Origin of the sequence: Bacillus sp. AFS023182 (assembly GCF_002560575.1) — a bacterium.
Lineage (GTDB): Bacteria > Bacillota > Bacilli > Bacillales > Bacillaceae_G > Bacillus_A > Bacillus_A arachidis.
On record NZ_NTRO01000019.1, the window covers coordinates 15,771 to 29,006 of the forward strand.

The following is a 13,236-nucleotide window of genomic DNA, read 5'->3' on the forward strand; positions in this document are numbered from 1 at the left end:
ACTATACCATTTCCAAGCTGAATAAAGGGCTTCATCAATTGAATACCTTATACTTTGGTTTCCATCCTAATTATGTACATATCTTTTTACCAAATATAAAAAGTGAATGATCCGTATCTCTTATAAAATCATTAAATATCGCATTCATCGTTTCACCTGTTGTTTTCTCACACACTTGAATCAATTCATATTCTGAAGTTTCCACACCATAGCCTACATGATAAATTTCGTTTATTTTATATAGCCTTCTAATAAACCATGTAGTGCTAGCACATGTGCTTTCACTACATCCATGACATGGACATAATCACCTACCGCACTACCATCTTTGTACCATAGCCACCATCTATTATAAAACTCTCCTCTTGTTGTTTTACCATATGCAATAAAACATTCGGTACAATATGTGTTTCTGGACGATGCTCTTCACCTATGGTTCTATCTGTATGAGCGCCTATAGCATTGTGATAACAAAGAGACATATAACGTAAATCATATGCCTTATAAAAATCTTCTAAAGCCTATTCAATAATAAGGTTAGAATTCCCATGAAAAACAACTGGGAATGGGACATATGTGTTTCCTGCACTCGATCTTTATAAGGCATACCGTGAACTGATATAAATGATGAAAAAACAAAATGTATAATTGGATATCTGATCATCATTTTTAAAACTTGAAAAGTCGCTACAACATTACTTGTAACAGAATGACTTGACTAACACGATAAATCAAACTCGTTATGACAAAAACAAACTGCATGACAGCTTCAATACTATAATGCGAGAATATTGTCTCTAAATCAGCACTATTATGAAAGTTACCTTTTTTAAAAATAATGACCCTACCCTAAATTATAAAATTCATTTCTAATTATGCATCCGTTGCAAATTTAACATCTTAATAGTATGATAATAAAATTTTAATTGCACAAGTTATAAATAAACTCGCCCTTTTTTCATTAGAAAAGGAGACAAATGAGGATAGTCCTTTTCATTCATCTCCTAGAATAAAGAATATCTATTCTTTTTTATCACCAAGCGCGAATGTAACCTCAGCTTCACAAGCAATTTCACCATTTACAGTTGCAACTGCTTTCCCTTTTCCAATTGGTCCACGTACACGTGTCATTTCCACTTCTAAACGAAGTTGGTCACCCGGGCGTACTTGACGCTTGAAGCGGCAGTTGTCAATACCAGCAAAGAATGCGAGGCGCCCACGATTCTCCTCTTTTTTTAATACCGCAACAGCACCCACCTGCGCTAATGCTTCTACAATTAGCACACCTGGCATCACAGGATAATCTGGAAAGTGTCCATTAAAGTATTCCTCATTTGCCGTTACATTTTTAATTCCAACCGCACGCTTTCCTTCTTCTACTTCTAGAATTTGATCAACAAGTAAGAATGGATAACGATGTGGAATAATTTCTTTAATCTGCCCTATATCTAGCATATTACTCTCTCCTCATATATCAAATTGGTCATACCACCAACATACTGTCCTTATTATCCCATTCTCTATTGTTTTTGTCACGAAAAACAAGAAATGCTTTCTACCCAAAATATTTATTAGAACTATTCATACAAAAAAGATACACCCTTTTCCCTTCGCTAAAATCGGTATAACAAAATAATAGCAATTCACACGGAGGTTGGAAAAAGGGTGTATATCAAAGTTAGGGAAAGGCAATATACATTATTTGCCTTATGTGTCGTATTCATAGCTCATTATAAAGGACAAAAATAAGAAAGAAAAATTTAATATTTACTGATTTTTACCATTATGACCTTAATTTTCTACAAATTTCTACAAATTTCTTCATTTTTCTTATATTATCTTAAATGTTATATCTAGAAATTAAGATTCGCAATCTAGAACACTATACTTTATAAAAAATGCATCTTTATGGATTAGCCTTTAATACCAGTTCTATAAAATATTATCACAAAAGGCATATTTATTACATAAATATCCAATACTGCATATAAATTCTTTTAAATCTATTTAGCAATACATAAAAATAAAATATAATTAATAAGAAATTGTGGCTTTTTCTTGTTTATCTGTTAAATAAAAAAGAATTCCTTATGCCTTTGGGATTCTTTTTTATTTTTTACACATTACTCATATAGATAATTGTATAAGTATTAGTTACAAAATCAATAAATTGTATTACCGTTTTTAAGAGCTCTTGTGCTAATGAGATTACGCCATCTACAAATTTTAAGATCGCCATTTCTATTTCTAAAACATCCATTTTTTATTATATTTAAATACTATTAATATCCATCTTCATAGTAGCAATATTCATTATACTGTTCTTTGCTTGATTCTGATTTCCACTATTTTCATCATAATAATCTTTTGCCTCATTTAAAAAAGCATTCCAACCATTACGTTTAATCATAATTGCTGGAGAGCTTTTCTCACTCCAATATTGGTGTTTTTTCACATGATCTAGAGGTATATTTAATTCTTTCATTTAAACAGCTTATAATAAATATTCTTATGAAATTCTAACTATCCTTAAAAGAGAATTATATAGAAAAATCTCATTATCTAAAATGAAAATAGAAAAGACCCCTCGTCCTAAAAACAAGGGGTCTCGCTGCTTTTTGTTATATGGTATAAATAAAATCAGGTTCCATGTTCAATCATAACACGAATATTTATACATGTATATAGATGGTATATTAATAATTACAAAAAGTATTTTCACTTTTATACTGTACACATAATTAAATTGAGCTTATATTTCCATAAAAAGACTAGTACACAAATACCAATTATCCCCCAAATCATAAATAATCAAATTATGTTACCGATCCGAAAAAAGTAAAGACAGTGTATTCCTTAAGATTATAAAAAATAATTGTAACTGGCCATATTTAAATGTTTATCTTAGCCTGTTGACCAAGTAGGCTACTAAACAACCCACTTTTATCTTTTGCTAATTGAGTAAAACCGCCACTTTGAATAATTTTCCCTTGATCCATTACAATCACTTGATCAGCTTTACGTATAGTAGATAATCTGTGTGCAATGACAATAATTGTCATGCTTCCTTTCAATCTTTCCAATGCTTCTTGTATTTTCGCCTCATTTTCAGCATCCAACGCACTTGTTGCCTCATCTAATACTAAAATAGAAGGTTTCCGAAGTATCGCTCTCGCAAGAACAAGTCGTTGCCGTTCCCCTCCTGAGAGTTTAACCCCCCTATCGCCGATAAGTGTATCCAATCCCTGTGGAAGCCTACTGACAAACTCAGCAGAAGCGGAAAAATCCAATGCCTCCCAGATTTGCTCTTCACTCGCATCTGGCTCAACCATTCTCAAATTATCCCTTATACTAGCATTGAATAGAAATGGATCTTGAGAAACATAGCTAATTGATTTCCTCAATGACAATAGATTTTTACTCGTTAACGGTTTATTATCTATTAATAATTGACCGCTCTCTGGCTGAAGAAGCCCCATTACAATATCGATCAATGTACTTTTTCCAGCACCAGAACGCCCTGAGATGGCCGTCATACAATTGGATGGAATACTCAAATTGATATTTTCCAGGGCATATATAGAATCCTGTTTATTGTAACGGAAAGAGATATTGCGGCACTCAATAGATTGCTCTATCTGAATAGGCTTCAAAAAATTATAATTTTGTTCTACATCTTGCAATTCTATACTTTTCTTACATTCTTCCTGTAAGTCCAGCAAAGCTTTAAAAGCAGGCAGATTCGCTGCAATTTGCTCCATATTGGATTGTATACCTGAAAATCGCGGCCACAATCGAGAAAATATAAGAATAATTAATAATAATTGCTCAGTCTGTGTCCGGAACAACTTGACCGATAGCAGAATCAGGAGGGCTATGGAAATCGCTGATGCGATCTTATAAAAAAGCTGGGAATTATTTCTCACCTTAATATATGCAAGCTGTTCACGTTCCACATCTTCCGTCCAATTACGTAGCCACATATAACGAGATTGTTCTAGGAGGTTGCTCTTTATATCCTTAATCCCATTAAAATGATCCGTTATGCCTGCAAGATAGGCTTTTGAATTCTCTGAGGTCCGGCCACCTAACCGTTTCGATTTCTTAATAAATCTTCGGGAAAAAAAGGCAAGCACTACACCGCAACATAGTACAAAGAGTGTTATATCTGCGGATAACCAAAAAGCAAGGCCAATCTGTATGAATGTGAAAATCAACGAAGTAAGCAATTGTAAAAATAAGTTAGTACCTGCACTAACACGCCCTAATTCCGTCGTTAAAGAGTTAATAAGATCCGACTTTCTTTTTTTCACAAAAAAACTCCAATTGGCCTGCAACAATCCACGATACGTTTCCAGTCTCAAGTGATTAATAAAACGTATCTGAATTTTCGCATTGCGAATCGTTATATTACTTTGCAAAACAGCTTGTCCCACAACCAATACGATATAGATCCCTAATACAAGTGGTAACCCTAAAGTTGCCGGAAAATCACTTAAAAATCCCAAAGCTCCTGAAAGTGGGCTTGCTTTTTCGTTCATATTCGCAATCCCGCTAATACTTAGCATAGGGATTAATAATAAAATACCGATTCCTTCTACAAGACTGACAGATACCATTCCCAAGAGATTAATAATGAGAATGTTTCCAGTAAAAGAGTATAACTGCTTTGTAAAGTATAAAATATTTCTCATTTTTACATCTCCTTACGGTATCTCGTTTTCCTCCAAGCCCATAAAACTGGCCGCAAAGGAAAATACAAAACATGCAATTGTTTTGGTAGTGGTAAAGTTTCCACATCCTGAGGGTAAGGGTATAACCAGCTAAGATGAAACAGTAGCTTTTGAGAGCTTGTTTTTAACAAATATAAATATCGCTCATGATATTTTGAAACTTCTTCTGGAACGGGATCTGTATGCAAGTTAATCATATTTTCCAAGTAATATATAGCAAGCTGCGCTAACTGCGTTACCCTTCTCCCTGACATTAATACTTTTGCCTCTTCTTCTATTATAAGAGTATCTAAAAGCTCGGAAGATAAAATAAGCGCCTGACCTACTAACTGCTTGCATCCATATCTTTTCAACAGAACAGTAAGTTCTTTCCAATCTATTTCTTGCCTTACCATACGGTCAATGTCTGTTAACCATCGAAGCCTGGACCAACCATGCCTAGTCCCATGAGTCACAAGAAACATAAACAAATCCTCTCTACCTAGAAAATAGACAGGATAATTCGTAATAGGGCTCATTCTTTTTCGTCCCCACAACTCATCAAAGTTTTGTTCCTTTCCAGGGCCTGGTTGTAGACGCCAATGAATCTCCAATTTTACCTTACTCATTGGATGCATATAAGTTGTATGATGGCGTCTCCACTTCCATTCATTCATAACTGTTGGAAAATCTTCCTCTTTGACATAACCATTCTTTACAAGTATTTCATTTACTTTTTCAAGATCATCTATAGGAACAAGAGCGTCCAGATCCCCAGATGTTCTAAGAGAAATATCTCCATATAAATCTACCCCAAGAATAGGTCCTTTCAAAAATAGGAGCCGGAGCTGATTTTCGGCAAATAATTTGCTTATCTTTCCCATTTCTCCACTTAAATGAAGCATATGAAATGTATTCCTTTTAAAGTATGTACTTAACACTTGTACAACATGCGAAGGAATGAGTTGATTATCGATATTCTTCATTTTTGTATAAATGAAGGCATACATGCGATGATGCAGCGCCAATTTCAGAAATTTTTTCCAATCAATATCGATAAACCAATCTTTTGGGATTGTTTGTATCTCTTTATCTTCCTTCTTTATAATTTCAAGTAACAATTTTAGTTCTTTAGGCAAATGGCTCAAATCAAGATTACAACCGGTATCCATCTCATTCTCCTTCAAGATTTTTTTACCCTATCCTTTTTGCAAATTTACTAACAACAGTAAATCTCTTCATTTCTTCTACGCCAGTAATATAAAAGGGCCCGCTACGTAACCACGCATGGGCAATCATATTTCCTGTCTCATCTTTCGCGGTCCCCAAGTAAAGGGTGCTTTCAATTTGACGCTTCTCCAACATTTTCATTGCAGCGATAGCTTTAACAAGACATTGGCTTTCCCAAAATGTATAACGGCTCATCATATGCACTGCTTGAGAAATTTTCCTTAACGTAATCTTTTCCGACTCATCATAGCTTAAAGACGTTTCTGCCATATGAATTCCTAATATAGGAGCAGCTTTAGAAAACGGTATACTTTTAAGAATACGAGCCCAACCTAAATAAAAGAAAGCTTCTATAAGTAATAATTTTGTTCCCATATCGAACGATAAGAAAGCTTTTGCTTTATTTATGATATTCATCGATCCTACTCCTAATCTATTAAATCTGAAACATTCAGCTATAAATCAATTTTTATCCCCAACCAAGATTAATCCTTCTGCATACAAGTGATTCAAGAAAGAGAGTACTTGTTCCTGACATTCTGCCTCTTCAATCATATATCGGGACATTAATATATTGACCAATTGATTAACTGATATCAATTCATTTATTAACTCCCAAATTTCACCGCCTATCCCTCCTAAATTGTAGTATTTTCCATTATGGATGCTCATCATCACTTTTTCTCCATCCATATCACTCACTACATTTTCTTGCCCCTGTACGATAAAACTATTTAATGAAATTTTTTTGTTAGTAATCATTATTTTTCCTCCTCTTTTAAAGACTCTAGGACTGTGGATACTAAATCATGCGCCGTAAACTTTGAAATAGGGCGCCTTAATTGAAACATCTCCACCTTATTTACAATATTTGTAGAGTTCATAAAATGCCATTCCATCATCTCCAATCGTGGGATTAATGAATTTCGATATGTATGGCGTAGCAATGTACGTAACCTTTCTAGTCCTTCAATACGCTGAATTTCAACATTCTCATTTTCCGTTTTCACCAATTCAAATACACCCGCTAGCGGTAACGGCTCATTGAAAAAGCTTGACGACACTGGTACAGCATATTTGGTCTCTCTTTCAAATAAAGGCTGATAATGCGTTGTTTCCATTCCAAATTGATCAAGACTTTCTTTCCATAACTTTTGTTGTGGATAAGAGGGTGTAACAAAAGGAATATTATCCTCAGAAAGAGATACCGCAATTACATCATCACTTAAAAGTTGATATCCCTTGCTCAAGAGAGCTGATGCAAGAGTTGACTTTCCAGCTCCCGATCTTCCTACAAAAGCATATACCTTCCCATTGATGGCTATTGCACTTCCATGCAAGGGAAGTATTTTTCTTTGCATCAATAATGCGCCCATGCAAGTTCCAAGAATATAAAGCCTAATCTTATCTTGGTCAGATCCTTCCATAGGTGAAACGATAATTTTTTCTCCATTTTGAATACAAAACGTGGCTGTTTCGGGGATTTGAAACATAACTAATTCTTCTTCGACTACGAATGCTGACTTTTTGGAGGATAACTCCTTCCATAACTTGGACAAATCTGCAGTTTCGATTCTGACGTCTACTTCATTTTCATAATTGTTTAATTGAGGCAATTCCGGCAGAGGAATCTCACTTAATAGGGTTAATCCGAAGGCTTTGTAAACCACTTTCTTTACAGTATGTATCATCTTTCTCACTCCACCTAGTTGAAAAATTGATTAGAAAAAACCCTTATACCGTTGTTAAACTATATAAGGGCTGTAAAGCATATAAATCTCATTTAAATATTAGTGCATTAGCTGTGGCTAAGTGTGCCTTGCTCATCCTCATCTTCAAACACTTGGTCAACAATTCGTTTTCCAGGTCCAGCCATTGTCATGTTGATATCAAGCACTTCTAATACTGGTGATTGCCATTCTTGTTTCATAGTTTCACCTCCCTTCAAATAAATTTCTTGATAAATCGATAAACGATAAGACTGCGCATTAAAATTCTAAAATCAGGATCAAACACGTTTTCTGGCTGTGGTTCTCCTTGAATTTTCAAAATCGCACTCTTAATGATTTCCATATTAAAAAAGTTAGAAGCTACAGGATCTGTGCTAAGCTGTTTTAGTTCCTTGATAAACATTTTCCATGAAGGAATCATGCGATGAATCACATCGGCAGCCTGTATCCCTCGCACACGTTGATTCAACCTTACTTTGTCAGGAAGCAATCCCTTTGTAGATCTTCGGATAAGTGCCCGATTTAAGCCATTTTGAACAAATTGTTCGAGTGGTAGAGATAAACAAAATCGAATTACTCGTAAGTCATTCGTCGGATCATGCCCCTGCAAGCCATAGCGCAAGGAAAGTTTTGTACCACTTGTACCAGTGGTATTCCATAAATTTAACTGCTCAAAATGTTTCTGCCTTATTTCATATATGTTAGGTATAGAAGCCCCCGTTACTTTAACACCATGTTCCTCCAGTTTGTTGAATACATCAGTACGTTTTGCAAGTTCTGGATTGACTAACGTCGGCAACTCATATTGCTGTTGTGGAGAGAACATGTTATTTATAGATGGATATGCCTTCTGTCCTACGACTTTCAGTATTCGTGACTTTTTGACTCCAATACTTTTACCGTATAAGTCGATTTCATGATAAAGTTGGAACCATTTGAACTTTTTAAGTAAAACTGCATAATAATCTAGAGCTGGTCCCCAAGAGATGGTAAAATTCCCCCTCGCTCCATTTAAGAGCACTCCAACTCCTTGTTGCTGGGCTTTTTCATAAATTCCCTTTACCCAAATAGAATTTTCAAAGAATTTATAGGGCATTTCCATAATATCAAGCCAATCATCAATTTCAGAGAATGAATTTCTCCCTGGGAAATTCAAATAATGATCCGTAATATTCCCTACATGCTGTACTGTAGATTGGATAAACGGCTTCTCATCTGCAACCATATGACTACGAGTCCAATCAATAAATCCTTCTGCAGGTACAGAGCTGTATGTATATAATTTTTTATTTTCCTTTTGCAAGGCTCTTGCAGCAAAGCTAGCAACAGCACCTGAATCTAATCCTCCACTTAAATGGGAACCAACATTACGGTGCGTACGCAATCTTGATGTCACTGCACTTTCAAATACGTCCCGAAATGCCTCTTCATACTCTTGATTTGATTTGAGATGCAACTTCTCTCCTACAAATAACACGTCATATTTCGAAATACTAACTTTTCCATCGACTACAGAAATAGTATGAGAAGGAGGTACTTGTTCTATATTTTTATGGACTGTAGAAAAAGCATCTATCGTATCAAGCATATTAGGTATCGCTAAATATTCAGCTAACCACTGCTCATTTAAATCCTTCCCGACGTAAGGTAAGGAAAATAGTGGTCCTATGCTGGTACAAAAGGCAAATCGATTTTGATTACGGAAGAAGTAAAATGTTCTGCTTCCCGAAAAATCACGCGCACCGAAAAGTAAGCGTTTTCTTTCATCCCAAATCATAAAAGCAAAATCGCCAATCAAATATTTCGGCGCATTTTCCCCCCACTTTTGATAAGCCAATAAAATCAGCTTACTGTCAGGCATCTCCCTTCTAAGTGCCTGTTCCACTTGTAATCTATCAAATAATTCATCGCGATTATCAATAATAGCATCAGCCGTTATGACCAATTGCTTTTCATAATCATAATAAGGTAATTGTTCGTTGATAGATTGGGGTGTTATCCATTTCATATGGGCACCCAAAAAAATATTTTCCTTGTGCCACGTATTGGTACTATCGGCTGGATAACGAGATAAAGCTGACATGATTCCATTGCTATGCTCAAACGGTATGGGTTCCCTATTTAAATGATAAATTCCAGCTATTGCGCTCATTTCTTTCCTCCCGCTACGAAACAAGTAAGGGCAAACCCGATAAATAAGATAATTACCTGATATATCAATAAAACGTTATTTATATACCAGAAAAATCCTTTCTCAAACTACCGTGTTTCCGCATAACAGATTTTAAAGTTGAAATTTTCAGGCTATCTACCTTATAAATAAACCCTCGCCTTCTAATTTTGATATTCAAAAAAAGAACAAGGGTATAATTTTCTTATTTTCGCTAAAAAGTATTATGTATTTGTTTGTTGATTCAAATAAAAATAGATAAATTTAATATATCAATAAAGTATTTATATTCTTTATAAAGAATATAAACCCAGGTTATCATTTCACTATTGTATTGTCAAGTATCTATATACTCCAAATATTAAATGTTAACCCCTCTTTTTTGGATAATTAAAAAATGAATAATAAAATTATATCTTGCAAATAAATGGATTTATCTCCATATTTTTTCATTTTTTTGATATTAACATAATTTTTGTGCTATGATATTTTATATAGTTTAGTATAAACATGCTAATTAAAAAACATATTTTATATTCCTCTGCTGCTTTAATAGAAGCAGCCATGTTATTCAACATAGCTGTTTCTTTATAATTGAACAAAAGGCAAGTAACTTTTTATAGTTATACCATTTTTACTAAGGAGGTCATATAATATGCGTTCACCATTGATAATGCTAACCAAAAACATAATTCGTATTTACCACAAAATTATGTACGCTTACTATTTCGCTCTCTATAGGGATTGCCTTGACTTTCATTCAAAAGAGGTTTATTTCCACAAAATGAAATTTCACAAAAACCGAACTAAATTAGATATTGAATCCTCCTAGTCCATTAACCTATATCCTATTAAAATTCTCTTATTGTTTCTTTTTATATACCAACATTTATTGTCAACGCATTTTTGATACATGTAATAACTCTTGTCTGATCTTTTTCTGTCATACCTGATCCAGATGGAAGACAGAATCCAGTTTCAAATAATTTTCTAGCAATATCTTCGCAATCACTATGAGGGTAATAAGTTGTTCCCTTAAATAGGGGTTGCATGTGAAGAGGCTTCCAAACAGGGCGTGCCTCAATATTTTCATTTTCCAGGTGTTTCAGTAATTCCTGAATCGATACTCCTGTTTTTTCTTCATCTATAGTAAGAACTGTAAGCCATCGATTTGAATAAGTATCCTCTAACTCAGGCATAAACTGTACACCTGGAATATGAGATAATTCTTGATAGTATCTATCAAATATTTTTCTTCTTGCCTGTACCCTATCTTGGAGGATTTGCAACTGTGCTCTACCTATACCTGCCAAAACATTACTCATTCGATAGTTATATCCTATTACACTGTGTTGATAATGTGGAGCAGGATCTCTTGCCTGAGTAGCTAAAAACCTTGCTTTTCTTAATGCCTCAACATCATTAGATACAAGCATTCCTCCACCTGAGGTTGTAATGATTTTATTTCCGTTAAACGAATAAATCCCAAACTTCCCAAATGTTCCACTCGCCTTACCTTTGTAGTAAGAGCCAAGTGATTCTGCTGCGTCCTCAATTATTGGAACTTCATATTTATTACATAATGAGAGAATTTCATCCATTTTAGCACTTTGTCCATATAGATTTACAACAATTACCGCTTTTGGGAGCATTCCCCTTTCATTTGCATCATGCAATGCACATTCTAAAGCTTGTGGTGACATATTCCATGTTTCAGGCTCTGAATCAATAAACACCGGTGTAGCACCTAAATATAAAATTGGATTTGCACTTGCTATAAAAGTAAGACTTGAACAAAATATCGTATCACCATCTTCTACATCCAATAAACGCAGCGCTAAATGAATAGCAGAGGTTCCTGAACTAACTGCAGCTGCATCACGAACTCCCACGTGAGATGAAAGCTCGCTTTCAAATGCATCCACATTTGGACCAAGTGGAGCGATCCAATTCATATCAAATGCTTCTTTTATATATTTTTGTTCATTACCGCTCATATGTGGGGCGGAGAGATAGATTCTTGTTTTTTCCTGTGAATATACCACTTTAAACACCATCCTACAGTTCTTTTTTTATTACTCTAGCTGGAACGCCCACTGCTGTACAATTTGCTGCAATATCACAGGTTACTGTTGCCCCGGCACCGATAATGGACCAGTCACCAATTGTAATATTGGGAATTACATTAGCTCCTACTCCTATATGTACTCCTGTTCCTACAGTAACAGATCCCGTAAGCACAGCATTGGGGGAAATATGTGCAAAATCTTTTACCCTATTATCATGTTCAATAATAGCGCCTGAATTGACAATAACGTGATTCCCAATTTCAACATCTGCATTAACAATTGCACCTGGCATAATAACCGTACCAGCTCCAATCTTTGCACTTAAACTAACGATAGCTTGCTTATGTATAAGCGTCACATAACGATGACTGGGAATCTCTAACTGCTCCATAATTCGTTTTCGTGTTCTGTTATTTCCTATAGCTACCACGAACCTTACATCTGTATGTTCATTCATTAATTTTCTAGCTGCAGAAATAGGTCCAAAATATACGCCATCCTCAACTCTTAATTGTTCATACATATCATCTAATCGACCAATAATTTCATAATTCCCATATGATGATAGTATAATATCTTGGATAACCTTACTATGACCACCTGCCCCAATCATGATTATTTGCATTCATTTCACCTCCTCAAAAGTCCTTAGTACCAGTAAATTTCTCAATAGTTACATGCCCAACTTGGTTAATGCCTTCCGATTTAGATACCTTCTTCACCGTCAATAACAAAATTTTCATATCAAGAAAAAAAGTACGATTTTTCACATACCACACATCAAAATCGAATTTTTCTTCCCATGAAATTGCGTTTCTTCCATTCACTTGAGCCCACCCTGTAATTCCTGGTCTTACATTGTGCCGCCTAGCCTGTTCTTCTGTATATAGCTCCAAATATTCCATCAATAATGGTCTAGGACCCACCAAACTTAAATCCCCTTTTATAACATTAACTAACTGTGGCAACTCATCCAAACTATATTTTCTAAGAAATTTACCGAACTTAGTAAGTCTTACATTATCAGGCAGCATATTCCCCTCGCTATCTGTCTCATCAGTCATAGTTCTAAACTTATACAGAAAAAAAGGCTTACCATGTAATCCTGGACGTTGTTGCTTAAATAGGATAGGGGAACCTAGCTTAACTCTAACTAAAACTGCTACTATTATAATAAGAAATGAAAACAACATCGATAATGACAAAGAAACGAATAAATCAAAAAGCCTTTTCATAAGTAATTATACTCCTATCGAAAATTTTTTGAGGCGCTTCCTACAGAACGAGGCTATAACCTTCCAACTACCTTTAGGGGATTCTTCTAA

Annotated in this window: 15 protein-coding genes; all 15 read right to left on the reverse strand. The window is 34.9% G+C overall.

Annotation, left to right across the window (positions count from 1 at the left end; all coding sequences use genetic code 11):
- Positions 1-70: 70 nt before the first annotated feature.
- The 15 genes from CN288_RS29480 to CN288_RS08745 all read right to left on the reverse strand — a co-directional run bounded on the left by CN288_RS29480 (position 71) and on the right by CN288_RS08745 (position 13,146).
- Positions 71-205 (reverse strand): hypothetical protein, encoded by a 135-nt coding sequence (locus CN288_RS29480; RefSeq protein ID WP_255259958.1) that lies wholly within the window; start codon positions 203-205, stop codon positions 71-73.
- 106 nt (positions 206-311) lie between these two features.
- Positions 312-482, reverse strand: coding sequence for a hypothetical protein (locus CN288_RS08690; RefSeq protein ID WP_231503935.1), 171 nt, complete (start codon positions 480-482; stop codon positions 312-314).
- A gap of 538 nt (positions 483-1,020) precedes the next feature.
- Positions 1,021-1,455 (reverse strand): 3-hydroxyacyl-ACP dehydratase FabZ, encoded by a 435-nt coding sequence (fabZ, locus tag CN288_RS08695; protein ID WP_026591926.1) that lies wholly within the window; start codon positions 1,453-1,455, stop codon positions 1,021-1,023.
- 661 nt (positions 1,456-2,116) lie between these two features.
- Complete coding sequence (locus tag CN288_RS29485; RefSeq protein WP_255259959.1) at positions 2,117-2,239, reverse strand: hypothetical protein; 123 nt, start codon at positions 2,237-2,239, stop codon at positions 2,117-2,119.
- Positions 2,240-2,272: 33 nt separating this feature from the next.
- Positions 2,273-2,485 carry a hypothetical protein gene (locus tag CN288_RS08700; RefSeq protein ID WP_098302129.1) on the reverse strand — a complete coding sequence of 71 codons (213 nt, stop codon included), beginning with the start codon at positions 2,483-2,485 and terminating at the stop codon, positions 2,273-2,275.
- 406 nt (positions 2,486-2,891) lie between these two features.
- Positions 2,892-4,694 (reverse strand): ABC transporter ATP-binding protein, encoded by a 1,803-nt coding sequence (locus CN288_RS08705; protein WP_098302130.1) that lies wholly within the window; start codon positions 4,692-4,694, stop codon positions 2,892-2,894.
- 2 nt (positions 4,695-4,696) lie between these two features.
- Positions 4,697-5,884, reverse strand: a complete 1,188-nt coding sequence (locus tag CN288_RS08710) for a nucleotidyltransferase domain-containing protein (RefSeq protein WP_098302131.1) — start codon at positions 5,882-5,884, stop codon at positions 4,697-4,699.
- 22 nt (positions 5,885-5,906) lie between these two features.
- Positions 5,907-6,359 carry a lasso peptide biosynthesis B2 protein gene (locus CN288_RS08715; RefSeq protein WP_026591922.1) on the reverse strand — a complete coding sequence of 151 codons (453 nt, stop codon included), beginning with the start codon at positions 6,357-6,359 and terminating at the stop codon, positions 5,907-5,909.
- 45 nt (positions 6,360-6,404) lie between these two features.
- The gene (locus CN288_RS08720) at positions 6,405-6,704 is read right to left on the reverse strand and encodes a lasso peptide biosynthesis PqqD family chaperone (protein ID WP_090694384.1); all 300 of its coding nucleotides are present in this window, start codon (positions 6,702-6,704) and stop codon (positions 6,405-6,407) included.
- Positions 6,704-7,633, reverse strand: coding sequence for an aldolase (locus CN288_RS08725; protein WP_098302132.1), 930 nt, complete (start codon positions 7,631-7,633; stop codon positions 6,704-6,706). The genes CN288_RS08720 and CN288_RS08725 overlap by 1 nt, the downstream gene beginning before the upstream one ends.
- Positions 7,634-7,740: 107 nt before the next feature.
- Complete coding sequence (locus CN288_RS28225; RefSeq protein WP_026591919.1) at positions 7,741-7,872, reverse strand: paeninodin family lasso peptide; 132 nt, start codon at positions 7,870-7,872, stop codon at positions 7,741-7,743.
- Between the two features lie 14 nt (positions 7,873-7,886).
- Positions 7,887-9,824 carry a lasso peptide isopeptide bond-forming cyclase gene (locus tag CN288_RS08730; RefSeq protein ID WP_098302133.1) on the reverse strand — a complete coding sequence of 646 codons (1,938 nt, stop codon included), beginning with the start codon at positions 9,822-9,824 and terminating at the stop codon, positions 7,887-7,889.
- An 893-nt stretch (positions 9,825-10,717) separates the two neighbouring features.
- The gene (locus tag CN288_RS08735) at positions 10,718-11,887 is read right to left on the reverse strand and encodes a DegT/DnrJ/EryC1/StrS family aminotransferase (RefSeq protein WP_098302134.1); all 1,170 of its coding nucleotides are present in this window, start codon (positions 11,885-11,887) and stop codon (positions 10,718-10,720) included.
- A 13-nt stretch (positions 11,888-11,900) separates the two neighbouring features.
- On the reverse strand, positions 11,901-12,536 hold the full coding sequence (locus tag CN288_RS08740; RefSeq protein ID WP_098302135.1) for an acetyltransferase: 636 nt from the start codon (positions 12,534-12,536) through the stop codon (positions 11,901-11,903).
- Positions 12,537-12,549: 13 nt separating this feature from the next.
- Positions 12,550-13,146 (reverse strand): sugar transferase, encoded by a 597-nt coding sequence (locus CN288_RS08745; RefSeq protein ID WP_026591915.1) that lies wholly within the window; start codon positions 13,144-13,146, stop codon positions 12,550-12,552.
- Positions 13,147-13,236 lie beyond the last annotated feature (90 nt).

Bases quoted from the DNA above. Each gene is read 5' to 3' on its own strand.
- CN288_RS08690 (WP_231503935.1), bottom strand. From the start codon at position 482: ATGTCTCTTTGTTATCACAATGCTATAGGCGCTCATACAGATAGAACC.
- fabZ (WP_026591926.1), bottom strand. From the start codon at position 1,455: ATGCTAGATATAGGGCAGATTAAAGAAATTATTCCACATCGTTATCCA.
- CN288_RS29485 (WP_255259959.1), bottom strand. From the start codon at position 2,239: ATGGCGATCTTAAAATTTGTAGATGGCGTAATCTCATTAGCACAAGAG.
- CN288_RS08700 (WP_098302129.1), bottom strand. From the start codon at position 2,485: ATGAAAGAATTAAATATACCTCTAGATCATGTGAAAAAACACCAATAT.
- CN288_RS08705 (WP_098302130.1), bottom strand. From the start codon at position 4,694: ATGAGAAATATTTTATACTTTACAAAGCAGTTATACTCTTTTACTGGA.
- CN288_RS08710 (WP_098302131.1), bottom strand. From the start codon at position 5,884: ATGGATACCGGTTGTAATCTTGATTTGAGCCATTTGCCTAAAGAACTA.
- CN288_RS08715 (WP_026591922.1), bottom strand. From the start codon at position 6,359: ATGAATATCATAAATAAAGCAAAAGCTTTCTTATCGTTCGATATGGGA.
- CN288_RS08720 (WP_090694384.1), bottom strand. From the start codon at position 6,704: ATGATTACTAACAAAAAAATTTCATTAAATAGTTTTATCGTACAGGGG.
- CN288_RS08725 (WP_098302132.1), bottom strand. From the start codon at position 7,633: ATGATACATACTGTAAAGAAAGTGGTTTACAAAGCCTTCGGATTAACC.
- CN288_RS28225 (WP_026591919.1), bottom strand. From the start codon at position 7,872: ATGAAACAAGAATGGCAATCACCAGTATTAGAAGTGCTTGATATCAAC.
- CN288_RS08730 (WP_098302133.1), bottom strand. From the start codon at position 9,824: ATGAGCGCAATAGCTGGAATTTATCATTTAAATAGGGAACCCATACCG.
- CN288_RS08740 (WP_098302135.1), bottom strand. From the start codon at position 12,536: ATGCAAATAATCATGATTGGGGCAGGTGGTCATAGTAAGGTTATCCAA.
- CN288_RS08745 (WP_026591915.1), bottom strand. From the start codon at position 13,146: ATGAAAAGGCTTTTTGATTTATTCGTTTCTTTGTCATTATCGATGTTG.